Source organism: Streptomyces sp. NPDC096136, assembly GCF_044763325.1.
Lineage (GTDB): Bacteria > Actinomycetota > Actinomycetes > Streptomycetales > Streptomycetaceae > Streptomyces.
On the sequence record NZ_JBIWFZ010000003.1, the window covers coordinates 276,840 to 301,206 of the forward strand.

Sequence of the window (24,367 nt, forward strand, 5' to 3'; positions counted from 1 at the left end):
GACCGTCGCGCCGAATCACAGAGGATCCTGTCTTGACCGAGCAGCTTCGACTGATGGCCGTGCACGCCCACCCCGACGACGAGTCGAGCAAGGGCGCGGCCACGATGGCCAAGTACGTATCCGAAGGCGTGCCCGTACTGGTGGTGACCTGCACCGGCGGTGAGCGCGGCTCCGTACTGAACCCCAAGCTCCAGGGGGACAAGTACATCGAGGAGAACATCCACGAGGTCCGCGCCAAGGAGATGGACGAGGCGCGCGAGATCCTCGGCGTCGCGCAGGAGTGGCTCGGCTACGTGGACTCCGGCCTGCCCGAGGGCGACCCGCTGCCCCCGCTGCCCGAGGGCTGCTTCGCCCTCGCGGACGTGGAGGAGGCCGCCGGCGAGCTGGTGAAGAAGATCCGCGCGTTCAAGCCGCAGGTCATCACCACGTACGACGAGAACGGCGGCTACCCGCACCCCGACCACATCATGACCCACAAGATCACGATGGTGGCCTTCGACGGCGCGGCCGACACCGACAAGTTCCCCGAGGCCGAGTACGGCGCCCCGTACCAGCCGCAGAAGCTCTACTACAACCAGGGCTTCAACAAGCCGCGCACCATCGCCCTGCACGAGGCGCTCCTCGCGCGCGGCCTGGAGTCCCCCTACGGCGAGTGGCTGGAGCGGTGGAAGGAGTTCGAGCGCAAGGAGCGGACCCTGACCACGCACGTCCCCTGCTCGGACTTCTTCGAGATCCGTGACAAGGCCCTCATCGCGCACGCCACGCAGATCGACCCGGACGGCGGCTGGTTCCGTGTCCCGATGGAGATCCAGAAGGAGGTCTGGCCCACGGAGGAGTACGAGCTGGCGAAGTCGCACGTCGACACTTCCCTCCCCGAGTCCGACCTCTTCGCGGGCATCCGGGAGAATGCCTAGCTATGAGCGCTATGCAGGCAGCAGTCACCCAGCTCGTTCCGCTGGCCGCCGACACCTTCGACAAGAACAAGGTGACCCCGGGCCTCCTCGGGTTCATCGTGTTCGCCGCCCTCGCCCTCGGGGTGTGGGGCCTGATGAAGTCGATGAGCAAGCACATGAACCGGGTGGACTTCGAGGAGGCCCCGGAGCCCGCCGCCGCGACCCCCGGCGCCGAGGGCTCCAAGGCCTGACCCCGCACGCCGTGCGGCCACCCCGCCCCGCCGGACCACCGGCGGGGCGGGGTGGCCGGCAAGCGGCGTTCGTCCCGGTGAGCGTTGCTGGCGTCGGCGAGCGGCATTCGTCCCGGCGAGCGGTGCTCACGGTCGGCTGTCCGGCGGGCGGCGCGACCGCGGGGACCGGGGATCAGGCCGTCGGCGTCGGCAGCGCCACTCCCATGACCTCCCGCGTGCGCAGGTCCGGGACCAGGCCCAGACGCCAGGCCTGCCAGCCCTCCGCCGGGTCCACGCCCCGCGCCAGGACCGCCCCGTACGCCTCCACGCACTCCTCCAGCCGCTCCCCCCGCAGCCCCTGCCCGCCCTGCGCCAGCCGGGCCAGCTCCGCCCGGGCCCCCTCCGCACCCGCACCCGCACCCGGCCCCGCGTACGGCAGCAGCGTGCAGCGCAGGAAGCGCGCCCAGTCCTCCCCGCGCCGGTCCCCGTACGAGCCGAACAGCCCCGCCGCCTCCTCGCACAGGGCCAGCGCCTGCGGCACCCGCCCGTTCCCCGCGTCCACCACCGCCAGCTCCAGGCAGGTCCAGCCCTCCCCGTGGGCCAGCCCGATCCGCCGGAAGTCGGCCCGCGCGTCCACCAGCAGCTGCCGGGCGAACCCGGAGTTGCGCAGGTTGCCCGTCTGCGCCGCCCGCAGGTCGCGCGTCACCCGCCCCGAGTGGTAGCGGGCGTGCGCCAGCCCGTACACGTCCCGCATCCGCGAGAACATCGTCCGGGCCCGCTCCAGCTCCCGCACCGCCCGGTCCAGCCCGCCGTCCTCCTCCAGCGCCTGCCCCAGGTAGTACAGCGTCCACGCCTCGCCCCGCGCGTCCTCCGCCAGCCGGTGCCGGGCCAGCGCGTCCCGCAGCCGCTCCAGCGCCGCCCCCGGATCCCCGGCGATCACCCGCGCCCGGCCCAGCTGGGTCAGCGCCCACGCCTCGCCCCGGTCGTCGCGCGTCCGCCCGTACAGGCCGAGCGCCAGCAGCAGCTCCTCCTCCGCCCGCCCCACGTCACCCACCCGCAGGTGCACCTGCCCCAGCTGGAAGTGCGCCCAGGCCTCCCCGTGCACGCTCTCGCTCTCCCGGTGCAGCGCCAGCGACCGCTCCAGGAGCGCCACCGCCTCCGCCAGGTGCCCCCGGTCCCGCTCGACCGCCCCCAGCGCGTGCAGCGACCACGCCCGGTCGCCGGCCAGCTCCTCCGGCTCCTGGAGCACCAGCGCCTCCCGGATCCGCGCCGCCGCCTCCGGCAGATTGCCCTGGTGGTGCAGGGTGATGCCCAGCGACAGCAGCGCCATCGCCGCGCCCTCCTCCTGCCGGGCCTCCTTGTACTGGTCCACCAGCGAGGTCAGCGTCGTGCGCGACTTGTCCAGCTCGCCCAGCTGGCGCGCCGCGATGCCCGTACGCCACTGCACCGAACGGTTCAGCCGCCCCTGGTCCACCGCCCGCGCCAGCTCGTTGATCTCACCCAGCCGGTACAGGTCCCCGCGCAGCAGGCAGAAGTCGCACAGCGCCCCCAGCAGGTCCAGCACCGCCTGCTGGTCCACCCCCTCGGACTGCCGCAGCGCCGCCGTGATGAAGCTCGACTCCTCGTCCAGCCAGCGCAGCGCCGCGTCCAGCGAGGCGAACCCGTGCCCCCCGAACCGGTTCGCCCGGGTCGACATCTTCCCGTCGACCATCCGGATCACCGAGTCCGCCAGCCGCGCGTAGTCCCGGATCAGCCGCTCGTGCGCGGCCGCCGCCTCCACCCGGTCCTCGTCCGCCGCCAGCCGCGCCGCCGCGTACGCGCGCACCGCGTCGTGCATCCGGTACCGCTCCCCGCGGACGAGGTCCAGCAGACCCGCCCGCGCCAGCTCGCCCAGCAGCCGCCCGGCCTCCACCCGCTCCGCGTCCGCCAGCGCCGCGGCCGCGGCCGCGCCCAGCGAGGCCCGCCCGGCCAGCGTCAGCCGGCGCAGCAGCCGCCGCCGCTCCTCGGGCAGGCGTACGTAGGCCAGCTCCAGCGCCTGCTCCAGCGCGCCGCCCCCGCCCCCGTCCGAGGCCCGCGCCGACCCCAGCGGCGCCAGCACCCGCAGCGCCAGCGGCAGCCCCGCCGCCAGCTCCAGCAGCCCCGCCTCCGCCGCCGGCCCCGGCACCGCCTCGCCCGCCGCCCGCGCCCCGGCCCGCAGCACCTCGGCCGCCTCCGGCTCCGCCAGCCGCACCACCGGCAGCTGGTGCACCCACGCCCCCAGGTCCGCGGGCAGCTCCAGCGGCTCCCGCGCCGTGACCAGCACCAGGCTCTCGGAGCGCTCCGGCACCAGCGCCCGCACCTGCTCCGGATCCACCGCGTCGTCCAGCACCACCGTCACCGGAAGGCCCTGGAGGTGCTGGTGGTACAGCTCCCCGAGCCGGCGCACCTGCTGCTCGGCCGAGGCCCCCTCCCGGAACAGCAGCTGCTCGCGCGGGGCCCCGAGCCGGTTCAGCAGGTGCAGCAGCGCCTCCCGCGTCGACAGCGGCGCCTCGCCCGCCGCCGGGGCCCCGCCCCGCAGGTCCACCACGCACGCCCCCCGGAACTGGTCCCGCAGACCGTGCGCCGCCCGCAGCGCCAGCGCCGTGCGCCCCACTCCCGGCTCGCCGTGCAGCACGACCACCACCGGCCGGGTCTCGGTACTGGCCCGCGCCGTCCGCACCCACTGCGCGATCCGCTCCAGCTCCGCCCGCCGCCCGGTGAACAGGGCGTCGGCGTCCGGCAGCTGCCCGAACGACTGCTCCAGCACGCGCCGTTGCCGCGCCTCCGCGCTCCGGTCCGTCCCGCGCAGCTGCGGCGGCACGGCCGGCTGGCCCTCGCCGCGCACGGGACCCCGCACCACGGCGGCGGTGGCGGCGCTCGCGGCGGTCGCCGCCGCCACGGCCCGTTCCTGCTCCAGGAAGGGCCGGATCCCGCGCACCTCCAGCGCCGTCAGCCACTTCAGCCTCAACTGCTCAGGCCCGCCCGGACGCCCCGCGGCCCCGGCCCGCCGGTTCGCGGCCGGCACGTGCACCGCCGCCGCCCGGGCCACCGCCGTCGCGGCCCCCGCCGCGCCCACGACGATGCCCGCGCTGAGCGCCGTACCGGCGTCCACCCCGAAGGCCATGTCCGCCCCGGCGGCGGCCGCCGCGGCGACGGCCGTCACCAGCAGGGCGGTCCCGCTGCCGGTCCGCCGGAAGGCCTCCCCGAGCGACTGCTCCCCGGCGGCGGCCTCGTCCAGGGCGGCCACGTACGCGGCGTACTCCTCCTGCGCCACCCCGGCCAGCCCGTCGAGCGCCTCCCGCCCCCGTGCGAGCAGCACCTCCGCATCCACCCCGCCCCCCGCCCGCCGGACCTCCTCCCCGACGGCCCGGTCCAGCACGCGCTCGGCCTCGACACGATGGCTGTCCCGCATCGGCATCCTCCTCGCAGAGCCCCGCAAACGTCCGCCAAGTGTCCTGCGGGAAGCCCTGCGGCGCGAGGCAATCTGAGCTAGATCAGAGGGAGTTGACCCCAGAACGGCCAACGCCGCGCATATATGCATGCCGAGCCCGGGGCGCGGGAACCCGGTGCCGCCCCGCAGGCCCCCGCCCGCGCGGACCTCGCCGTACCTGTTCCAGCACGCGGACTACCCGGTCGACTGGGGCCCTGGCCCCCCGAGGCCTTTGCGGAGGCGCGGGAACGAGGCGTACCCGTGCTGCTCAGCGTCGGCTGTTCGAGCTACCCCTGGTGCCAGTGAACTCAACCAGGCGGTTTTGACCCGGGGCGTGTCCGGAGCGTGTCGGCTCGGACGCGTGCGATGAAGAATGGGTGAGGTGCGGACGCCTGGGCGAAGACCAACTGGGCGCCTGGCCTGCCTCGTGCGACGGCGTCCGGCGCACCCCCGGTCGCGCCTACACCCAGCCGGCGGGCTCCGGCACCGCGGCGCAGGCCGATGAGCGCACGGCATGGTCCGGGGGGCCTGGCGAGCAACACGTCATTCATTGCAGGACAGCCCTTAGGGCCTCCGAGGCGTGGCAGCCAGTAGTCGAGTCGCTGTTGGCCTTCGCGCCGGACCAACTGCGCGAGCCCTTGGTCACGTCCAGTCCTCTGCGGAACCGCGGTGCGGTCGACAAGGCCGTGAGCAACTTCCGGGCTCAGGTGAACGCGGCACGTAGGCACAACAAGGAGACGTTCGAGGAGTTCGCCAAGCACGTCACGCACTAATCGCCCGTACCAGGTGACGGGCGGCTGTTGGTGCCTACCGCGACCTGCCGCGCCAAACGGTGGATGCACCCAGTGCGTGTCGCCGATCCCGCGGCGCGGCTTCTCCGCCCTTACAGGACCCCGAGATCGACCGTGGCGGAGAAAGGCGCGGTGGCCTTCACCGTGCCGGTGAACATTTCGCCGTCCCTGTAAGCCTTGGTGGCGGGGTCGAGGACGTAGGTGTAGACGATCGGGACACCGGTTGCGGCCTGTTCGACCCGCCAGTAGAAGGGGATGCCGGCCTTGGCGTACTGGTCCACCTTCGCGATCCGGTCCGTGGTCTCCGAGCCGGGCGACACGACCTCGACGACCAGGAGCACGTGTTCGGGGCGAGTGGGCGTGAGGTCGATGGTCTCCGCCCGGTAGACGGTGACGTCCGGACGGCGGTTGGTGAGCGGGACGTCCTGAAGGCGGACGTCGAAGTCCGTGTCCGCGTTCCAGTCGGGGCCCGCGGCAGCGTCCAGGGCGTTGGCCAGGATTCGCGCCAGCCGGTTGTGCCGCTTCGAGGCGCTCGGGCTCACGACGACCATCCCGTCCACGATCTCGATGCCGGCGCACTGCTCCTCGGTCCAGGAGTCGTACTGCTCCGCGCTGATCTGGGAGTGCATCCACTCGGGTGCCACCATCTCGGCGGTCATGGTGTGCCTCCTTCGAGGAGCTTCCACGGGTCCGGCGCTGCTGGCCTCAGCCTACTGCCCGGCGCCGTCGAGGTGCTCGCCTTCGGGAAGGGGTGATCTTCGTTTCGGCACGGTCCGGGCGGGTGAGGGGCCGCCCGTGCGTTTCGGCGGTGGGGACGGGCGCTGTGAGAGGCTGGCTCCATGAACCGGCTGGCTGGTGTGACCTCGCCTTATCTGCTGCAGCATGCTGAGAATCCGGTGGACTGGTGGCCCTGGGAGCCGGAGGCCTTCGAGGAGGCGCGGCGGCGTAACGTTCCCGTTCTGTTGTCGGTCGGCTACTCGGCGTGCCACTGGTGCCACGTCATGGCGCACGAGTCGTTCGAAGACGAACTGACCGCCGCCTACATGAACGAGCACTTCGTCAACATCAAGGTCGACCGCGAGGAGCGGCCCGACATCGACGCCGTGTACATGGAGGCCGTGCAGGCGGCGACCGGGCAGGGCGGGTGGCCCATGACCGTGTTCCTCACGCCCGGGGCCGAGCCCTTCTACTTCGGGACCTACTTCCCGCCCGAGCCCCGCCACGGCATGCCCTCCTTCACGCAGGTGCTCGAAGGCGTTCGGGGTGCCTGGGTGGGGCGGCCCGAGGAGGTGGCCGAGGTCGCGCAGCGGATCGTGCGGGACCTCGCCGGGCGGCAGCTGGACTACGGGAAGGCCGGGGCGCCCGGGCCCGAGGAGCTGGGGCGGGCGCTGCTCGGGCTGACGCGCGAGTACGACGCCGTGCGCGGGGGGTTCGGCGGGGCGCCGAAGTTCCCGCCGTCCATGGCGCTGGAGTTCCTGCTGCGCCACCACGCCCGGACCGGGTCCGAGGGGGCCCTGCAGATGGCCGCCGACACCTGTGAGGCCATGGCCCGGGGCGGGATCTACGACCAGCTCGGCGGCGGGTTCGCGCGGTACTCCGTGGACCGGGAGTGGGTCGTGCCCCACTTCGAGAAGATGCTCTACGACAACGCGCTGCTCTGCCGGGTCTACGCGCACCTGTGGCGGGCCACCGGGTCGGACCTCGCGCGGCGGGTCGCGCTGGAGACCGCCGACTTCATGGTGCGCGAACTGCGGACGCGGGAGGGCGGGTTCGCCTCCGCGCTCGACGCCGACAGCGAGGAGGCGGGGAGCGGGCGCCACGTCGAGGGGGCGTACTACGCCTGGACGCCGCAGGAGTTGGCGCAGGTGCTCGGGGAGGCCGACGGGGAGCTGGCCGCCGCGTACTTCGGGGTCACCGGGGAGGGGACCTTCGAGCACGGCAAGTCGGTGCTGCAACTCCCGCAGGACGGGCCCGTGGTGGAGGCCGGCCGGCTGGCGTCCATCAGGGAGCGGCTGCTCGCGGCGCGCGGGCTGCGGCCCGCGCCCGGGCGGGACGACAAGGTGGTCGCCGCCTGGAACGGCCTGGCCATCGCGGCCCTCGCCGAGTGCGGGGCCTTCTTCGAGCGGCCGGACCTGGTCGAGCGGGCCGTCGAGGCGGCCGACCTGCTGGTGCGGGTGCACATGGACGGGACGGCCCGGCTGGCGCGGACCAGCAAGGACGGGCGGGTCGGGGCGAACGCGGGGGTGCTGGAGGACTACGGCGACGTCGCCGAGGGGTTCCTGACCCTGGCCTCCGTCACCGGGGAGGGGGTCTGGCTGGAGTTCGCCGGGTTCCTGGTCGACCTCGTGCTGGCCCGCTTCACCGCCGAGGACGGCTCGCTGTACGACACCGCGCACGACGCCGAGCAGCTGATCCGCCGTCCCCAGGACCCCACCGACACCGCCGCCCCGTCCGGCTGGACGGCCGCGGCCGGCGCGCTGCTCTCGTACGCCGCGCACACCGGCTCGCAGCCGCACCGCGAGGCGGCCGAGCGGGCGCTCGCCGTGGTGCAGGCCCTCGGGCCGCGGGCGCCGCGGTTCATCGGGCACGGGCTGGCGGTGGCGGAGGCGCTCGTCGACGGGCCCCGCGAGGTGGCAGTGGTCGGGCACCCCGACGACCCGGCGACGGCGGCCCTGCACCGCACGGCGCTGCTGGGTACGGCCCCCGGGGCGGTCGTGGCGGTCGGGCTGCCGCGCGCGGTGGACGGGAGCGGAGGGGAGTTCCCCCTCCTGGCCGAGCGCGCGCTGGTGCGCGACCGTCCGACGGCGTACGTGTGCCGGCACTTCGTCTGCGCGCGGCCTACGACCGAACTGGTCGAGTTGGCTGATCAGCTGGGTGCGGTTCATCCCTGAAACGGGTGGAGTAGCGTCAATTCCACTTGGTGCATGACAACTCGGAAATGTGGTTTTTAACCAGACGGTGCCTCGGCTTCACATGCGCTGCCTAGTCTCGTGTCATCGGGAGTCACCGAGACGCGCGCTGGGGGGTGCGCACGAGGGGGGAACGCGGAGACGGCGGGCCGGGGGGCCCGCCTCGGGTCTCCGGGGGGTTTGCCGGTCGCCGCCTGGGGTTGCGGCATGTCTGTGGGGGGACGGTTTGTTCGCCTCTGTTGTCATTTCCACCATTTCTTTCGCGCTCTTCTGGATGGCCGCCTTCACCTTGTGGTGGCAGATGCACGCCTGGCGCACACCGGAGACGCTGGCCTCGACGCGCTTCGACCGCCCCGACGGCGGGGACCGGCTGGCCTTCTCGCTCCTGCTGCCGGCCCGCCACGAGCAGGCGGTGCTGGAGCACACCATCGACCGGCTCCTGGAGTCGAGCCACACCGCCTACGAGATCATCGTGATCGTCGGCCACGACGACCCGGAGACCGCCGCCGTCGCCGACCGGGCGGCGGCCCGCGCGCCCGAGCGGGTGCGGGTCGTGGTCGACCACAACGCGACCAAGAACAAGCCGAAGGCCCTCAACACCGCCCTCCCGCACTGCCGGGGCGACATCGTCGGGGTCTTCGACGCCGAGGACCAGGTCCACCCCGAGCTGCTCTCCCACGTCGACCACGCCTTCCGCGCCACCGGCGCCGACGTGGTCCAGGGCGGCGTCCAGCTCATCAACTTCCACTCCAGCTGGTACAGCCTGCGCAACTGCCTGGAGTACTTCTTCTGGTTCCGCTCCCGCCTCCACCTGCACGCCGAGAAGGGGTTCATCCCGCTCGGCGGGAACACCGTCTTCGTCCGCACCGGGGTGCTGCGCGAGGCCGGCGGTTGGGACCAGAACTGCCTGGCCGAGGACTGCGACCTGGGCGTACGGCTCTCCTCGGTCGGCAAGAAGGTGGTCGTCGCGTACGACTCCGACATGGTCACCCGTGAGGAGACCCCGGGCTCGCTGATGAGCCTGCTCAAGCAGCGCACCCGCTGGAACCAGGGCTTCCTCCAGGTCTACCGGAAGAAGGACTGGCGGCAGCTGCCGGGCCGGGGGCAGCGCTGGCTCGCCCGCTACACGCTGATGACCCCGTTCATGCAGGCGGCCTCCGGGGTGATCATCCCGGTCAACTTCGCCGTGGCCCTCTTCCTCGACGTGCCCGTCGGGGTCGCGATCATCACCTTCCTGCCCCTGATCACGGCGATGGTGACCTTCGTCTTCGAGATCGTCGGCCTGCACGACTTCGGCCGCCAGTACGGGCTGCGCGTGCGCTTCGTGCACTACCTCAAGCTGATCGTCGGCGGGCCCTTCTACCAGGTGATGCTGGCGGGCGCCGCGATCCGGGCGGTCTGGCGCGAGCAGCGCGGCCGCAACGAGTGGGAGTTGACCAGCCACACGGGCGCCCACCTGGAGAACGCCGCCTCCGCCGGCGCCGCGCACTCCTCCGCCCCGATCCGAGAGGACGCCCACCGGTGACCGCCACCGTGCCCACGGCCACTGATCCCCAGCCCGCGGACCCGGCCGCCGCGAACGCCGACGCCCAGCTCCTGCCCGTACGCCGGCTCCCCGGCTCCCGCGGTCCCGCAGGGCCGGACGGGCCCGACGGCGGCAGCGGCAGCGGCGGCCGCACCGGCGGCGGCCCCGGCAGCCGTCCGGCCGCCCCCGCCCGCCCGCTGGTCCGCTTCCGCTCCTCGCGCCCCGACCTGGTCCTCTGCGGGGTCCTGCTGCTGGCGATCGTCCTCGTCCAGGGCTGGAACATCACGAACTTCCCGACCCTGAGCGACGACGAGGGCACCTACCTCGCCCAGGCGTGGGCGGTCCAGCAGGGCGACGGCCTGGCGCACTACACGTACTGGTACGACCATCCGCCGCTCGGCTGGATACAGGTCGCCGGCCTGACCTGGCTGCCGTCCCTCCTCGTGCCCGACGGGATGACGGTCGCGCCGATGCGGTTCTCGATGCTCGCCGTCTCGGCGGCCGGTTCCGTACTGATCTACGTGCTGGCGCGCCGGCTGTTGCTGCCGCGCTGGGCGGCCGGGCTGGCGATGGGGCTGTTCGGGCTGTCCCCGCTCTCCGTGGTGCTCCAGCGGGAGATCTTCCTCGACAACCTCGCCGTCGTGTGGATGCTGCTGGCCTTCTGCCTCGCCGCGTCCCCCAGCCGGCACCTGTGGCACCACTTCGGCTCGGGGCTGGCGGCCGCCACCGCCGTCCTGACCAAGGAGACGATGCTGGTGGTGCTCCCGGCGCTGCTGGTGACGATGTGGCGCCACAGCCACCGCGACACCCGCAAGTTCGCCGTCACCGGTGCCATCACCGCCTGCACGCTGATCGGCCTCTCGTACCCGCTCTACGCCCTGCTCAACAACGAGCTGCTGCCGGGCGCCGGGCACGTCTCGCTCATCGACGGCATCACCTACCAGATGAGCCGCCCCGGCTCCGGCTTCCTCCTCGACCCCGGCTCCGGCTCCCACGGCGTCCTGCGGTCCTGGCTGTACTACGACACCGTGCTGCCGCTGGGCGGCCTCGCCGGCGCCGTCCTGCTGCTGGCCACCCACCGGTGGTCGGTCACCGCCCGGGCGCTCGCGGGCCCGGCGCTGGCCGCCGTGATCCTGGCCGCGGTCGCGATGCGGCCCTCCGGCTACCTCCCGGCGATGTACGTGATCCAGGCCCTGCCCTTCCTCGCCCTGGTCCTCGCCGCCGCCGCGGCCAGCGTCACCCACGCCGTCCTGCGCCGGCGCCGCGGCCCCGGCGAGCAAAGGCCCCTGGTGTACGCGCGCCGGGCGCTGGTCGGCGTCCTCGCCCTCGCGGCGGCCGCGTACGTGCTGCCCCGCTGGTACGAGGGCGACCGCACCGCCCTGACCGCCGACGCCAACGCCCCCTACCGGCAGGCCGCCGCCTGGCTGGGCCGCGAGGTGTCCGACCCGGCGAACACCCGGGTCCTCGTCGACGACGCGCTCTGGCTCGATGCTGTTCACCACGGATTTGCACCCGGACCGGGCGCCATCTGGTTCTACAAGGCGGACCTCGACCCGGCCGTCTCCCAGACCCTGCCGCGCGGCTGGCGGGACATCGACTACGTAGTCTCCTCGCCCACCGTGCGTCGCGACGCGGTGGACCTGCCCACCGTGAAGGCTGCTCTGGAGCATTCGACCGCGGTCGCCGTCTTCGGTACGGGCGAGGACCGTATCGAGATCCGCCGCACCGACCGCGAGAGTGGGAGCTGAACCAGCATGAGCGAGGACCTGTGGCCCCCGCACGCCCTGGATGATCCGGAGGTCGACACTGCGCCGGCGTCCTCCGGGTCCGGCGGCGTCACCCTGATCATCCCGACCTTCAACGAGTCCGCCAACGTCGCCGAGCTGCTCCGGCAGCTCCGCTCCGCCCTGCCCGCCGGCCCGCCCTGCGGGGTCCTCTTCGTCGACGACTCCACCGACGACACCCCGGCCGTCATCGAGAAGGCCGCGGCCGACTGCCCGTTCCCGGTGGCCGTCCTGCACCGCGAGAACCCCTCGGGCGGGCTGGGCGGAGCCGTCGCCGAGGGCATCGCCCGGGCCGACTCCGACTGGATCGTCGTCATGGACGCCGACCTCCAGCACCCGCCGCACCTGGTCCCCGAGCTGGTCGGCGAGGGCGACCGCACCGGGGCCGACCTCGTCGTCGCCTCCCGCTACCTGCCCGACGGCAGCCGCGCCGGACTCGCCGGCGGCTACCGCGTCGCCGTCTCGCGCGGCGCGACCTGGCTGGCCAAGGGGCTCTTCCCGCGCGCCCTGCGCGGCATCAGCGACCCCATGAGCGGCTTCTTCGCCGTGCGCCGACGGGCCGTCACCGCCGAGGCGCTCAAACCCCTCGGCTACAAGATCCTGCTGGAGCTGGCCGTCCGCTGCCGGCCGAAGAAGACCGCCGAGGTGCCCTTCGTCTTCCAGGACCGGTTCGCGGGCGAGTCCAAGTGCACCGCCCGCGAAGGGCTGCGCTTCCTGACCCACCTGGCCGCCCTCCGCTCGGCGAGCCCGCTCGCCCGGATGATCGGCTTCGGCCTCGTCGGGCTCTCCGGCTTCGTCCCCAACCTCCTCGCGCTGTGGCTGCTCACGCACGCCGGGATGCAGTACCTGGCCGCCGAGGTGCTGGCCAACCAGGCCGGGGTGCTGTGGAACTTCCTCCTCATCGAGACCCTCCTCTTCCGCGACCGCCGCCGCCACCGCCACTGGGCGGACCGCGTCGGGCGCTTCGCCCTCCTCGCCAACGCCGACCTGCTGCTGCGCATCCCGCTGATCGCGCTGTTCGTCGCCCGGCTCGGCCTCGACGTCCTGCCCGCGACGGCCCTGGCGCTGGTCACCACCTTCGTCCTGCGCTTCGCCGCCACCGAAGCCCTCGTCTACCTGCCGCGCGGGCCGCGCGCGGCGGGCCGCACCCGTCCCACGACCAGGAGTTGAGCCGCACCGAAAGGACCACTTCATGCGAAGGACGATCCGACGGAGGGCGGGCCGCAGGGCCGCGCTGGCCGCCGTCGGGGCGATGACCGCAGGCCTGCTGCTCACCGCCCCGCAGCAGGCCACGGCCGGAGCGCCCAACCTGCTCACCAATCCCGGCTTCGAGACCGCCGGCGCGCCCGGCTCCGACATGCCGTCGTGCTGGTCCAAGTCGGGCTGGGGCGACAACGACTTCACCTTCGCCACCGTCCCCGACGCCCACAGCGGCACCCTGGCCGTGAAGGTCTCGCTCACCCGCAGGGTCAGCGGCGACCGCAAGGCCCTGGTCACCGAGAACACCACCTGCGCCCCCACCGTCGTCCCGGGCCGGCAGTACGACCTGTCCGCCTGGTACAAGTCGAACACCCCGGACGTGGCGGTCACCGTCTTCCGCCACGACACCGCCGCCGGCTGGCAGTACTGGACCGACCTGCAGAACCCGCCGGTCAGCGCCGCCTGGTCGCAGACCCGGGTCCGTACGCCCGCCGTCCCCCCGAACACCGACAAGATCGCCTGGGGGCTGTCCGTCTACGGGGTGGGCACCCTCACCACCGACGACTACGCGCTGGAGGAGGTGGGCGCCGTCCCGCCCCGGCCCGGGTGCACGGGCACCGCCGAGGAGTGCGCCAAGGGCAGGTGGGAGGTGATGGCGACGCAGAACCCGGTGCGCTCGATGCACGCCGTGGTCCTCAGGAACGGCAAGGTGCTGCTGATCGCCGGATCCGGCAACGACATCTCCCAGTTCAACGCCGGGACCTTCACCTCCGCCGTCTACGACCCCGTCGCCGGCACCGTCAGGACCGTTCCGACGCCGGTGGACATGTTCTGCTCCGGGCACGTGCAGCTGGCCGACGGCCGGGTGCTGGTGATGAGCGGCAACAAGGGCTACCCGTCCGCCGACGGCAGGATCGGCTACCAGGGGCTGAAGGACTCGTACGTGTTCGACCCGGCCACCGAGACGTACACGAGGACGAACGACATGAACGGCGGGCACTGGTACCCGTCCGCGACCCTCCTCGGCAACGGTGACGTGATCTCCTTCGGCGGACTGAAGGAGGACTCCACCGGCAACGTCACCGCGGAGCGGTTCTCGGCGGCGCAGCACAGGTGGCTGCCGTTGAGCCAGGTCAACCAGACCTGGTCGTACTGGGGCCTGTACCCCTCGATGATCCTCATGCAGGACGGCCGGCTCTTCTACTCCGGCAGCCACACCTTCGGCAACGGCACCGCCGGCTCGGGCTCCTCCGTCTACGACTACGACGCCAACACGATCACCGACGTGCCCGGGCTGCGCAGGAAGGACGAGCGCGACGAGTCCGCGAGCGTCCTGCTGCCCCCGGCCCAGGACCAGCGGGTCCTGACCATCGGCGGCGGCAACAACGAGACCAACCCGGCCGCCCACCGGACCACCGACGTCATCGACCTGAAGAAGCCGAGCCCCGCCTACACCGCCGGCCCCGACCTGCCCCAGGGACTCGTCGACACCGGGGCGGGCAAGCGCCCGCAGACCGGGGCCGAGGGCAAGATGTACGTCTCCGCCGTACTGCTGCCCGACGGCAGGGTGCTGGAGACGGGCGGCGGCCTGCACGACCGGGCCGACCCGGTCTTCGAGGCCTCCCTCTTCGACCCCGGGACCGACACCTACCAGGCGGGCCTGGCCGCCGACCCGATCCCGCGCACCTACCACTCGGGCGCGTTCCTGCTGCCCGACGGCCGGGTCATGTCGGTCGGCGACAACCCGGGCAACGGCACCTACAACCACGCGGTGTCGGTCTACGCGCCGCCCTACCTGTTCAAGGGGCCGCGCCCGCAGCTCACTTCGGTGGTCGACACCGAGTGGGTGTACGGGGACACCCAGCGGATCACCGTCGACCGGCCCATCGCCAAGGCGGAACTGATCCGCCCGGCGGCGGTCACCCACTCCTCCGACCCCAACCAGCGGTTCGTCGACCTGCCGATGACCGTGGTCAACACCACCACCATCGACCTCAACGTCACCGGCAACCCCAACCTGGCGCCGCCCGGCTGGTACATGCTCTTCGGCGTCGACGCGGCCGGCGTCCCCTCGGTCGCGACCTGGGTCCACCTGGGCGGGGCGCCCTCGACGGCGGCCGCGCGGCAGGGGCCCGCCCCGCACGAGCACACCTTCGCGGACGCCCTGGCCGCGCCGAAGGAGAACCCGCGGCAGCGGGCCTCCGTCCCGGTCGCGCCCACCGTGGCCGGCTGCGACCGGCACTACGGGACGGTCAACGTGTGCGTCCCGACGGCCTTCCCGGCGGAGGTGGCGCAGACCACCGCGGCCCGCTGCGACTGGCTGGCCGCGCATCGGTTCCCGAAGCGGATGAAGGTCAACGGCAGCGACCCGCAGCAACTGGACCCCGACGGGGACGGCCACACCTGCTGACCGCCGCCCGCATTCCGCCCGCGCACGGGCCGGGGCCCCGCCGCACACCCGCGGCGGGGCCCCTCCCGCGGGACGCGCCCGGAATGCGGGCCCCGGCCCGCCGTGCGATAACGGCAGCATGAAGGAGACCCCCGCGGCAGCGGCCGCGGAACTCAAGATCAGCTTCGCCGGGGCGGAGGCCGGGACCGCGTCCGAAGCCCTGGGACTGCGCCGGGAGGAGGGGCGGCCCCGGGTCATCCACTTCTGGGACCGGCCGGTCCGCCCCGCCGGCGGAGAGGTCGCCCTGCCCCTGCTGGACCGGGGGCTGATCCTGCGCCTGCGCCGGGACGCGGACGAGGGTCCGGACTCCAAGCGGAAGGCGGACCTGACCGTGAAACTGCGCCCGTGCCCGCCGCTGCCCGGGGAGTGGCAGGAGGACCGGGAGGAGGAGCACTGGGAGTTCAGGGTCGAGGAGGACCGCGCGGGGCCCGCGTTCACCCCGGTCCTGTCCGCCTCGCTGGAGGCCGAGCGGAAGTTCGGGGACGCCCTCGACGCCGAGGGCGGTGACCTGGAGGACCTGCTGGCCAAGGCGCAGCGCGAACTCCTGGAGGCGGCCGGCGCGGACGACGAGGACCTCGGGGCGCTGACGGCGCTGGGCCCGGTGCACGCCGTCAAGTGGAAGCAGGACTGGGACGGGCTGCCCGGGTCCGTCGCGATCGAGGAGTGGACCACCGACGGCGGGCTGCGGTTCCTGGAGGTGTCGGTGCGCGCCGACCTCGGCGGGGCGGCCGCGGCCCAGGACCTGCTCGCGGCCGGGCTCAAGGAGCGGGGCCTGGTCCCGCCGTCGACGGGCGAGACCAAGACCCGGGCCGTGCTCGCGGCCCTCGCCCGGAGCCTGCCGGGCTGACGGGCCGGGCCGTCGGGCGGGAGCGCCGCCCGACGGGCCCGGCGGACGGCCGGGCCCGTGCGGGCCGGTGTGCTCAGCGCGGGCCGGTGCGCTCAGTGCGAGTAGGCGGCCAGCGAGATGCCGACGTAGTGGGCGACGAAGGCCGCCAGCGTCAGGGAGTGGAAGACCTCGTGGAAGCCGAAGACGCGGGGTGAGGGGTTGGGGCGCTTGATCCCGTAGATGACCCCGCCCGCGCTGTAGAGGAGGCCGCCGACGACCACCAGTACCAGGACCGCGATGCCGCCGGTGCGCAGGAAGTCCGGCAGGAAGAAGACCGCGGCCCAGCCCATCGCTATGTAGCAGGGGGTGTAGAGCCAGCGGGGGGCGCCGACCCAGAAGACGCGGAAGGCGATGCCGGCCGCCGCGGCGAGCCACACCGCCCACAGCAGGGTGCGCCCGGTGGAGTCCGGCAGCAGCAGGACGGTGAGCGGGGTGTAGGTGCCCGCGATGATCAGGAAGATGTTGGCGTGGTCGAGCCGGCGCAGGACGGCCTCGCCGCGCGGGCCCCAGGTCCCGCGGTGGTAGACGGCGCTGACACCGAAGAGCAGGCAGGCGGTGAGGATGTACACCCCGCACGCGACCCGCGCCCGCGTCGAGTCGGTGAAGGCCATCAGCACCAGGCCGGCGACCACCACGGCCGGGAACATTCCGGTGTGCAGCCAGCCGCGCATGAGCGGCTTGGCCTCCGGAGCTGCGCGTTCGGCCGGGGCGGCCGGTACGGCAGCGGCGTCAGAAGTCATGGTCATCATGCTACCTACGGGTGCGTAGGTTTCCGTTAGTCCTCTTTACGGAAGATTGACTGACGTGGCGATGCTCACGTGAGAGGCCCCCTGGACATATGCGCACATCCACCGGATGATCAGATGAGTGCGGTCGACACCGGATGAGCGGAGCGCGAAGCGTCCGGGTCGCGGCCCCCACGGGGCATACACCAAACAAACCCCTCAACAAGGAGCAATCGTGGCGCGCGACAACGCGGCTCCCACCCCTTCCCTCCCGACGACGCACCAGGAGCTGATCTCCTGGGTCGACGAGATCGCGGCCCTCACGCAGCCGGACCGCGTCGTCTGGTGCGACGGCTCCGAAGCCGAGTACGAGCGCCTGTGCGAGGAGCTCGTCGCCAAGGGCACGTTCAAGAAGCTCGACGAGACCAAGCGCCCGAACTCGTACTACGCCGCCTCCGACCCCTCCGACGTCGCGCGCGTCGAGGACCGGACCTTCATCTGCTCCGAGAAGGAGGAGGACGCGGGCCCGACCAACCACTGGAAGGCCCCTTCCGAGATGAAGGAGCTCTTCGCGGGGCAGGAAGGCATCTTCCGCGGCTCCATGAAGGGCCGCACGATGTACGTCGTGCCCTTCTGCATGGGCCCCCTCGGCTCCGAGCTCTCCGCGATCGGCGTCGAGATCACCGACTCCGCCTACGTCGCGGTCGCCATGCGCACCATGACCCGCATGGGCAAGGCCGTCCTCGACGAGCTCGGCACCGACGGCTTCTTCGTCAAGGCCGTCCACACCCTCGGCGCCCCGCTCGCCGAGGGCGAGGCCGATGTCGCCTGGCCCTGCAACACCACCAAGTACATCTCGCACTTCCCCGAGACCCGCGAGATCTGGTCCTTCGGCTCCGGCTACGGCGGCAACGCCCTGCTCGGCAAGAAGTGCTACGCGCTGCGCATCGCCTCCGTCATGGCGCGCGACGAGGGCTGGCTCGCCGAGCACATGCTGATCCTCAAGCTCACCCCGCCGGCCGGCGAGGGCGAGACCAAGTACGTGGCCGCCGCCTTCCCCTCCGCCTGTGGCAAGACCAACCTCGCCATGCTGGAGCCGACCATCCCCGGCTGGACGGTCGAGACCATCGGCGACGACATCGCCTGGATGCGCTTCGGGGAGGACGGCCGCCTCTACGCGATCAACCCCGAGGCCGGCTTCTTCGGCGTCGCCCCGGGCACCGGCGAGCACACCAACGCCAACGCCATGAAGACGATGTACGCCAACACCGTCTTCACCAACGTCGCGCTCACCCCCGACGGTGGCGACGTGTGGTGGGAGGGCATGACCGAGGAGCCCCCGGCCGAGCTGATCGACTGGCGCGGCAACCCGTGGACCCCGGAGTCCGCCCAGACCGCCAATGGGTACAGCCCGGCCGCCCACCCCAACGCCCGCTTCGCCGTTCCGGCGTCGCAGTGCCCGACGATCGCCCCCGAGTGGGAGGACCCCAAGGGCGTCCCGATCTCCGCGATCCTCTTCGGCGGCCGCCGCGCCTCCGCCGTGCCGCTGGTCACCGAGTCCTTCGACTGGAACCACGGCGTCTTCATCGGCTCGAACATCGCCTCCGAGAAGACCGCCGCCGCCGAGGGCAAGGTCGGCGAGCTGCGCCGCGACCCGTTCGCCATGCTGCCGTTCTGCGGCTACAACATGGGCGACTACATGGCCCACTGGGTCAAGGTCGCGGCCGACAAGGACCAGACCAAGCTCCCGAAGATCTACTACGTGAACTGGTTCCGCAAGAACGACGCGGGCAAGTTCGTGTGGCCCGGCTTCGGCGAGAACAGCCGCGTCCTGAAGTGGATCGTCGGCCGCCTCGACGGCAACGCCGAGGGCGTCGAGACCGCGATCGGCGTCCTGCCCACCAAGGCCGCCCTGGACCTCGACGGCCTCGACATCTCCGACGAGGACCTCGACTTCCTCCTCACCGTCGACAAGGACGTGTGGCGCGAGGAGGCCGCCCTGGTCCCCGAGCACCTCAACACCTACGGCGACCACACGCCGAAGGAGCTGTGGGAGCAGTACCACGCGCTGGTCGAGCGCCTGGGCTGAGCCCGGACCGCCTGCCCGGTGCCGCAGGCCACATGAACGTGGGAGTCCCCGACCAAGGTTCTCCCACCGCTGTGGGAATCCCCGACCAAGGCTTTCCCATCGCAGCACACGCCTGACCGGCCGACGGAAGCCACTGTCCCGGCCGCCGTCGGTCCCGCCCCTCAGGAGCGCCCGCGCTCCTCGAGGTAGGTCGTGTGCGTCTGCTGACGGCGGGCCTCCCTGTCCTGGAGGCCCGCCGTCAGGCGTTCCGCCTCGTCGAACAGCACCGACAGCTGCCGCTCCAGGTGCCGCTCCGGCGACTCCCCGCCCGGCGTCAGCCGGGTCCACCAGCGGGTCCGGTTGTACGTGTCCACGCATTCCGGCACGTCCAGCCGGACCGCCCGGGACAGCGCGTGCACCGCGTCCGGATCGGCCGCGAGGGCCTCCGTGACCCAGCCCGGCTCCAGCAGCGCCGCGTACAGGTCCAGCAGCTCGCCCAGCTTCCCGTCGGCGGCCGGCGGGAGCTCGACCTCCGCCACGTAGTCCCGCAGCCGGCCCAGGTCCTCCCGTACGGCCCCCAACCGCTCGGCGCTGCCCGGGAACAGCGGTACCGGGGCCCGCTCCGGCGGGGCGATCAGCGCCCCCGCCCCGTACAGGCCCGCGATCACCACCGGCCAGTACGCCCCCGCCGCCCCGGCCAGGGTCAGGGCCAGGCCGGCGAGACCGCAGGCGCTGCCGGCCAGGTTCTTCTTCGACTCCAGATATCCCAGCGCCCGCGCCAGGGGCCTATTGGTAGCCACGGATCTCCTCGAAGGCCCCGTCCAGCGACCCGTTCCCGTTGGTGGCGTCGAAGAGCCGGCCACCCGTCAGCTCGGTGATGTGGCCGAGCTCCTTGCGGTCCGAGTCCCCGAACAGGACGGCGAAGACCGGAGTGTGCTTCTGCCCCTCGGGCAGTCCGGCGTAGAAGGAGTCGAAGTCCTGCACCCTGTCCCCGCTCTCCCCGTCCGTCATCAGGACGATCGACGTGAACGCGTCGGCCTTCCCCTGCCCCAGGTGCCGGTAGGCGGCCTTCAGGCTGCCGTACACCGCCGTGCCCCCCTCGGGCCGCAGGGACTCCACGTCCCCGCGGATCGCGTCCAGGGCCGGACCCGGGTTCCCGGGCTCCACGACGTGCGTCAGCACCTTCTTCACCTCGTCGCCGAAGGGCAGCAGGGTCACCTCCTCGCGGTCCCTGAACCGCTGCCCGGGACCCGAACTCCCCGTCCCGGTCAGATCCGTGAGCGCGTCGCGCAGCCGCCCGATGCGGTTGTCGCCGGCCATCGAACCGGAGGTGTCGAGCACGTACACCGTGCGGGAGGGCCGGCGCAGCTCGTTCTCGTACGAGGCCAGCAGCCCGTCGGCGACGGAGCGCGAGCCGGGGAACGGCAGTTCGCGCCGCTTCTCGGCGTCCAGACCGGCGGCCGGGGCCACTCCGGCCGCCACGGGACGGCGGAAGGTCTTCTCGGTGATCGCCTTCTGCGCCGCGTCGCCCCGCAGGTACTCCGTCAGCCGCCGGCCCGACTCGCGGGCCCCGGCGGGGGAGGAGGTCAGCAGGGCCAGCGGGTAGTGGGCGGTGACCACCCCGTCCTTGGGGCGGATGACCGTCAGCGGCGCCTTGGCGTCCTTGTTCATCGAGAGCAGCACCGACTCGTAGTTCACCAGGGCGTCGACGTCGCCGCGCTGGGCGTAGGCCGTCGCGAGCCAGCCGGAGGAGCCGGAGGTCAGCTTCTGCCCGTTGAAGAAGGCCTTCAGGCGGGGCCGGGCCTTCTGCACGTCCTCGTCGGTGAGGGCCGCCTGCGCCCCCGACAGCCCCGACGCCACCGAGACCAGCGCCGAGAAGCCGGAGTTGGAGCGCACCGGGTCCGTCATCCCGTACGTCAGCCTCCCGGCCGCCACGGCCTCCTCGACCGCCGCCCAGGTCACCTCCTGCGGCTTCCAGCCGAGCCGGGCCAGCGCCTCCGGGCGGACGCCGAGGGCGACCGGCGAGGACATCACCGGGGTCTCGTTCGCGAGCTTGGCGGCCGCCTCGGGGCGCAGGCGGAGGTAGTCGTCGGAGGAGAGCCAGATCGCGTCGTACTTCCCGTCCGCCTTGCCCGAGGACACCTGCTCGGCCGCGTCGAGCGTTCCCGACCAGGTGAAGTCGACGGAGACGCCGGTGGCGGCCTTCGCGTCCCTGAGGATCGGCTCCATGTCGGCGAGCTCGCTGGAGGCCAGGACGCGCAGCCTGCCCTCCTTGTACTCCGCCGCCGGCTTCCGCGAGCCGGCGGAGTTTCCGCCGTCCGGCTTCCCGTCCGTGCAGGCCGAGGCCCCGAGCAGGGTCGCCGTCAGGGCCACGGCCGCCGCGAGACGCCTGCGCAGGCGCCCGCGCACGGGTCCGTACCGTTTCACCGCTCACCGCCTTCCAGGGCGTTCGGCGTGCGGGTGCGGGCCAGGTACGCCGAGGCCGCCCGCAGCTCGCCCGTCAGGGACTCGACCGTCGCCGCCATGTTCTCCGTGGCCTGGGCCTTGAAGCCGTCGATCGCGTCGAGGGTCTGGTAGATCCGGCCGAAGGCCTCGCGCAGGGTCTCCGCCCCGACGGCGGGGTCGGCGGCGATCCGCTGGATCTCCCCGCTCTGGGTGGCCAGCATCTCGGCGTTCCCCCGGATCAGCTCCTCGGTGGTCCCGCGCAGGGCGTTGACCTGCTCGACCACCTTGCGCTGGCTGTCGAGGGCCGACGCCAGCATCACGGCGATGCGCAGTGCCGAGACCGTGGTGGTCGCGGCCCGGTCGACGCCCTTGATCAGCTCGTCGTTGTTGCGCCGGACCACGTCCATCGCCAGGTAGCCCTGGGCGCAGACGGCCAGCTGGGTCAGCAGGTCCTGGTGCTTCTGGCGCACCGGGAACAGCACGTCGGAACGGAGCGCGTCGGCCCGGGCCGGGTCGGTGCGGCCGGCCTCGGCGATCCGCTCCCCGACGGCCGCGTCCAGGGCCTCGGTGAGGACCGCGTACTCCTGGAGCTTGCCCATGGTCTCCCACAGCCGGGCCCGCTCGGTGTGCAGGGCCGCGTTGTCGCGGCGCAGCTCGTCCTGGCCGCCGCGCAGGGCCTGGACGATCCGGTTCAGGGTCTCCTGGGAGGAGGCGTACCGGGCGACGTGGTCCCGCAGCCGGTTGCCGCCGGGCAGCTTCGCCAGCAGCCTGCGGGCCCCCTTGGCGGGGGCCGCGGCCTGCGGGTCCAGGTCCTCGACGGTCCGGCGCAGCTCGACGAGCGACCCGGCGACCCGGGCCTGGGCGTCACCGCCGCCGTCCGCGCCGATCGAGCGCACGGCCCGCTCCAGCATCCGGTTGGACTGGTCGGCGGCCGTGCGCATGTCGGAGGAGCCGAGCGCGGTGATGTCGTGGATGTGGGTGGCGAACTCGGGGGAGCGCGTGTCGATCCCGGCGAGCCGGCCGACGTACTCGCCCGCCCGGCGGGACATCTCGTCGTGCACGCCCTCGTCCAGCGGGACGAGGCCGGAGGCCTGCTCCCGCTTCACGGCTGGCACGGGCTCGGGCGCGGTGAGCACGAGCGGGCTCTCGGCCCCGTCCCCGGGCGGCGTCAGCGGATCGGCGGTCATCAGTTGTCCCCCTGGCCCTTGGCGCGGGCGGCCAGCGCCATCAGCACCTTGACGGTCGGAGCGCCCACCTGCCGGATCCCGGTCAGACCCGGGTTGAGGTACCCGGCGTGGGGCGCGGTGGCGGCGGTGAACTCGGCGACGCCCTCCTGGGGGCGGAACCCGTGGCGCAGGGCGAGCCGGCGGAGCTCCGGGTCGGTGGCGAGGAGGGCGCCGAGCTCCTTCGTCTTCTCGTTGAGGGGGACGAAGGTGTGCGGGGAGTTGACGGTGGTGTCCGGGTAGAGCACGACCATGCTGCCCACCTCGGCGTTCGTCTGCTTCTGCATGAGCAGGGATGCCACCTGGGACTCGTAGGCCAGGATCAGGGGCTCGCCGCTGCCGCTGATGAAGGCGCGGAACGGGTCGTCGGTGGAGGGCTCCAGGGCGCCCTGGACCTGGATCAGCTTGCGCAGGAGCGGCGCGGTGCGCGCGATCCCGGCGTCGTCGGAGACGACCGTGCCGCCATTGGCCACGTTGGAGGTGGCGGCGATGAACAGGGCGCCGGAGTTGGAGGTGGCGGGGTCGGTGGTCTTGACGAAGACCCGCCCGGCCAGCTCCGGGTAGCCGGCGGAGCCCGTGAGCTGCTGCCAGTTCCGGTCCTCGGAGGCCGCCTTGAGGTAGGGCTCCATGAGGAGGCTGCCCGAGTTCTTGCCGACCATCCTGACCAGGCCGTTGTCCGCGAGGACCTTGGCCGCGTTGGCGCGGGCGATGACGACGAGGGGGGAGAAGAACGGCTTGGCGGTCTGCGCCCCCTTCACCCCGGCGGCGGCCTCGATCTCCTGCGCGGGCTCACTGCTGCTGGGGAAGGCGAAGTCGAACTCCTTGAGGGCCAGTTGGTCCATGGCCCAGGAGCCCGAGGTCTCCGTCTTCACGGTGTAGCCCTTGGCTGCAAGGGCCTTGACGACGTCGGGGTCACGGAAGAACTCGGACTTCTCCGATCCGATGACGCCGCGCACGGTCTTCGTTGCCGTGCCCTCTGTTCCGTTCCCCCCGAGAACGACGACGGCGATCACGCCGCCTATCAGGAGGACCGCCAGAGCGATTCCTAGGATGCGTCTCACGGGTGCAGCCTGCTCACGGAAACCCACATTCCGCGAGGCGTCGGGTGAACGGCCGGTGTCCAGGCGGTCCCGCTTCGAAATGCTGTGTGGGCGGGTGGCTGCTGGCGGGGCGGCGGGCGTGCCGGGAGGATCGTGGCATGGCACTGAAATGGCAGGGGTGGGTCGTGGGCCTCGTGGGCCTGGCCGGTCTCCTGGTGTTCGCCCCGCTGGGCCTGTACGTGTGGGCCAGCAGCCCGGCCGGCCCGCCGGCCGCGTCCGCCCTGCCCCCGGAGGTCCGGGTCGCCGACTGCCGCGTCGACCCGGCGAGCCGGCGCGTCCTGGCGGTGGTGGAGGCCCGGGGCGGACAGGGCTCGTACGTGGTCACGGTCGAGTTCCGCGACCGCCGGCCGTCCCTCCCGGACGCCCGCACGTCCCGCGCCCTGGTCCGCCTCCCGGGCCTCACCCCGGACACCCCACCGGCCCGCACGGAGGCCGTCGGCCCGGTCTGGCCCCCGTCGACGGTCCCGTGGTGCGGGGTGGCGGGGGTGGCGGTCGGGTGAGGGGCGACCGGCTCACCACGCGCCGCGTCCGCGCTGCCGGCCGCCCCGTCACCCGATGAAGGACTACCGGGGCGACGCCGAGTGCGGCGGGCAGGACCAGGCCCACCGCGGCCAGGACCTCAAGGGCTCCGATGGCCTTCACACCGCCGTCGTGCGTCTCCCGCACGACGGCTGCTTCCCACGCTCACGCG

The 24,367-nt window shown here is 73.0% G+C and carries 17 protein-coding genes and 1 pseudogene; 11 read left to right on the top strand and 7 right to left on the bottom strand.

The features are described 5' to 3' along the window. Positions 1–32: 32 nt before the first annotated feature. Both mca and ACIRBY_RS07580 read left to right on the top strand, forming a co-directional pair. Positions 33–914 carry a mycothiol conjugate amidase Mca gene (gene mca / locus ACIRBY_RS07575; RefSeq protein WP_403897465.1) on the top strand — a complete coding sequence of 294 codons (882 nt, stop codon included), beginning with the start codon at positions 33–35 and terminating at the stop codon, positions 912–914. Positions 915–916: 2 nt separating this feature from the next. After that, complete coding sequence (locus ACIRBY_RS07580) at positions 917–1,144, top strand: hypothetical protein (protein ID WP_403897468.1); 228 nt, start codon at positions 917–919, stop codon at positions 1,142–1,144. Between the two features lie 172 nt (positions 1,145–1,316). Here ACIRBY_RS07580 and ACIRBY_RS07585 read toward each other — a convergent pair whose 3' ends face one another. Next, the gene (locus tag ACIRBY_RS07585) at positions 1,317–4,553 is read right to left on the bottom strand and encodes a tetratricopeptide repeat protein (protein ID WP_403897470.1); all 3,237 of its coding nucleotides are present in this window, start codon (positions 4,551–4,553) and stop codon (positions 1,317–1,319) included. Positions 4,554–4,680: 127 nt separating this feature from the next. Between ACIRBY_RS07585 and ACIRBY_RS07590 the strand changes: the two are divergent. Next, positions 4,681–4,871: pseudogene (locus ACIRBY_RS07590) on the top strand (DUF255 domain-containing protein); the annotation flags it as partial. Between the two features lie 583 nt (positions 4,872–5,454). Here ACIRBY_RS07590 and ACIRBY_RS07595 read toward each other — a convergent pair. After that, positions 5,455–6,021: a Uma2 family endonuclease gene (locus ACIRBY_RS07595; protein WP_403897473.1), complete on the bottom strand. Its 567-nt coding sequence runs from the start codon at positions 6,019–6,021 to the stop codon at positions 5,455–5,457. 180 nt (positions 6,022–6,201) lie between these two features. Here ACIRBY_RS07595 and ACIRBY_RS07600 point away from each other — a divergent pair, with 180 nt between their 5' ends. The 6 genes from ACIRBY_RS07600 to ACIRBY_RS07625 all read left to right on the top strand — a co-directional run bounded on the left by ACIRBY_RS07600 (position 6,202) and on the right by ACIRBY_RS07625 (position 16,076). Continuing rightward, positions 6,202–8,253, top strand: coding sequence for a thioredoxin domain-containing protein (locus tag ACIRBY_RS07600; protein WP_403897476.1), 2,052 nt, complete (start codon positions 6,202–6,204; stop codon positions 8,251–8,253). A 292-nt stretch (positions 8,254–8,545) separates the two neighbouring features. Continuing rightward, on the top strand, positions 8,546–9,796 hold the full coding sequence (locus ACIRBY_RS07605; RefSeq protein ID WP_403897479.1) for a glycosyltransferase: 1,251 nt from the start codon (positions 8,546–8,548) through the stop codon (positions 9,794–9,796). Further along, a complete protein-coding gene (locus ACIRBY_RS07610; RefSeq protein ID WP_403897482.1) occupies positions 9,793–11,544 on the top strand; it encodes an ArnT family glycosyltransferase in 1,752 nt (583 codons plus the stop codon). The genes ACIRBY_RS07605 and ACIRBY_RS07610 overlap by 4 nt, the downstream gene beginning before the upstream one ends. A gap of 6 nt (positions 11,545–11,550) precedes the next feature. Continuing rightward, on the top strand, positions 11,551–12,750 hold the full coding sequence (locus tag ACIRBY_RS07615) for a glycosyltransferase (RefSeq protein WP_403897485.1): 1,200 nt from the start codon (positions 11,551–11,553) through the stop codon (positions 12,748–12,750). Positions 12,751–12,772: 22 nt separating this feature from the next. Continuing rightward, positions 12,773–15,190 carry a galactose oxidase-like domain-containing protein gene (locus tag ACIRBY_RS07620; RefSeq protein ID WP_403897488.1) on the top strand — a complete coding sequence of 806 codons (2,418 nt, stop codon included), beginning with the start codon at positions 12,773–12,775 and terminating at the stop codon, positions 15,188–15,190. Positions 15,191–15,308: 118 nt separating this feature from the next. After that, positions 15,309–16,076 (top strand): hypothetical protein, encoded by a 768-nt coding sequence (locus tag ACIRBY_RS07625; RefSeq protein WP_403897491.1) that lies wholly within the window; start codon positions 15,309–15,311, stop codon positions 16,074–16,076. Between the two features lie 92 nt (positions 16,077–16,168). Here ACIRBY_RS07625 and ACIRBY_RS07630 read toward each other — a convergent pair whose 3' ends face one another. Continuing rightward, the gene (locus tag ACIRBY_RS07630; RefSeq protein ID WP_403897494.1) at positions 16,169–16,855 is read right to left on the bottom strand and encodes a hemolysin III family protein; all 687 of its coding nucleotides are present in this window, start codon (positions 16,853–16,855) and stop codon (positions 16,169–16,171) included. Between the two features lie 220 nt (positions 16,856–17,075). On the opposite strand from ACIRBY_RS07630, the gene ACIRBY_RS07635 reads away from it, so the two are divergent. Continuing rightward, positions 17,076–18,929 carry a phosphoenolpyruvate carboxykinase (GTP) gene (locus ACIRBY_RS07635; protein ID WP_403897497.1) on the top strand — a complete coding sequence of 618 codons (1,854 nt, stop codon included), beginning with the start codon at positions 17,076–17,078 and terminating at the stop codon, positions 18,927–18,929. Positions 18,930–19,090: 161 nt separating this feature from the next. On the opposite strand, the gene ACIRBY_RS07640 is transcribed toward ACIRBY_RS07635, so the two are convergent. From ACIRBY_RS07640 to ACIRBY_RS07655, 4 genes are read right to left on the bottom strand one after another with little or no spacing between them, the layout of a single operon-like run. Beyond that, positions 19,091–19,708 carry a hypothetical protein gene (locus tag ACIRBY_RS07640; RefSeq protein ID WP_403897499.1) on the bottom strand — a complete coding sequence of 206 codons (618 nt, stop codon included), beginning with the start codon at positions 19,706–19,708 and terminating at the stop codon, positions 19,091–19,093. Then, positions 19,695–21,335: a substrate-binding domain-containing protein gene (locus tag ACIRBY_RS07645; protein ID WP_403897501.1), complete on the bottom strand. Its 1,641-nt coding sequence runs from the start codon at positions 21,333–21,335 to the stop codon at positions 19,695–19,697. The genes ACIRBY_RS07640 and ACIRBY_RS07645 overlap by 14 nt, the downstream gene beginning before the upstream one ends. Continuing rightward, positions 21,332–22,540 (bottom strand): toxic anion resistance protein, encoded by a 1,209-nt coding sequence (locus ACIRBY_RS07650; RefSeq protein WP_403897503.1) that lies wholly within the window; start codon positions 22,538–22,540, stop codon positions 21,332–21,334. Before ACIRBY_RS07650 ends, ACIRBY_RS07645 begins: the two co-directional genes overlap by 4 nt. Continuing rightward, a complete protein-coding gene (locus tag ACIRBY_RS07655) occupies positions 22,540–23,637 on the bottom strand; it encodes a hypothetical protein (protein ID WP_403897505.1) in 1,098 nt (365 codons plus the stop codon). The genes ACIRBY_RS07650 and ACIRBY_RS07655 overlap by 1 nt, the downstream gene beginning before the upstream one ends. Positions 23,638–23,774: 137 nt before the next feature. Between ACIRBY_RS07655 and ACIRBY_RS07660 the strand changes: the two genes are divergently transcribed. Next, the gene (locus ACIRBY_RS07660; protein ID WP_403897508.1) at positions 23,775–24,176 is read left to right on the top strand and encodes a hypothetical protein; all 402 of its coding nucleotides are present in this window, start codon (positions 23,775–23,777) and stop codon (positions 24,174–24,176) included. The last annotated feature ends 191 nt before the right edge of the window (positions 24,177–24,367 follow it).

What these genes read in the sequence shown, in the direction of transcription:
- ACIRBY_RS07580 (WP_403897468.1), top strand. Translation starts at nt 917, where the DNA reads ATGAGCGCTATGCAGGCAGCAGTCACCCAGCTCGTTCCGCTGGCCGCC.
- ACIRBY_RS07585 (WP_403897470.1), bottom strand. Translation starts at nt 4,553, where the DNA reads ATGCGGGACAGCCATCGTGTCGAGGCCGAGCGCGTGCTGGACCGGGCC.
- ACIRBY_RS07595 (WP_403897473.1), bottom strand. Translation starts at nt 6,021, where the DNA reads ATGACCGCCGAGATGGTGGCACCCGAGTGGATGCACTCCCAGATCAGC.
- ACIRBY_RS07600 (WP_403897476.1), top strand. Translation starts at nt 6,202, where the DNA reads ATGAACCGGCTGGCTGGTGTGACCTCGCCTTATCTGCTGCAGCATGCT.
- ACIRBY_RS07605 (WP_403897479.1), top strand. Translation starts at nt 8,546, where the DNA reads ATGGCCGCCTTCACCTTGTGGTGGCAGATGCACGCCTGGCGCACACCG.
- ACIRBY_RS07615 (WP_403897485.1), top strand. Translation starts at nt 11,551, where the DNA reads ATGAGCGAGGACCTGTGGCCCCCGCACGCCCTGGATGATCCGGAGGTC.
- ACIRBY_RS07620 (WP_403897488.1), top strand. Translation starts at nt 12,773, where the DNA reads ATGCGAAGGACGATCCGACGGAGGGCGGGCCGCAGGGCCGCGCTGGCC.
- ACIRBY_RS07625 (WP_403897491.1), top strand. Translation starts at nt 15,309, where the DNA reads ATGAAGGAGACCCCCGCGGCAGCGGCCGCGGAACTCAAGATCAGCTTC.
- ACIRBY_RS07630 (WP_403897494.1), bottom strand. Translation starts at nt 16,855, where the DNA reads ATGACTTCTGACGCCGCTGCCGTACCGGCCGCCCCGGCCGAACGCGCA.
- ACIRBY_RS07650 (WP_403897503.1), bottom strand. Translation starts at nt 22,540, where the DNA reads ATGACCGCCGATCCGCTGACGCCGCCCGGGGACGGGGCCGAGAGCCCG.
- ACIRBY_RS07660 (WP_403897508.1), top strand. Translation starts at nt 23,775, where the DNA reads ATGGCACTGAAATGGCAGGGGTGGGTCGTGGGCCTCGTGGGCCTGGCC.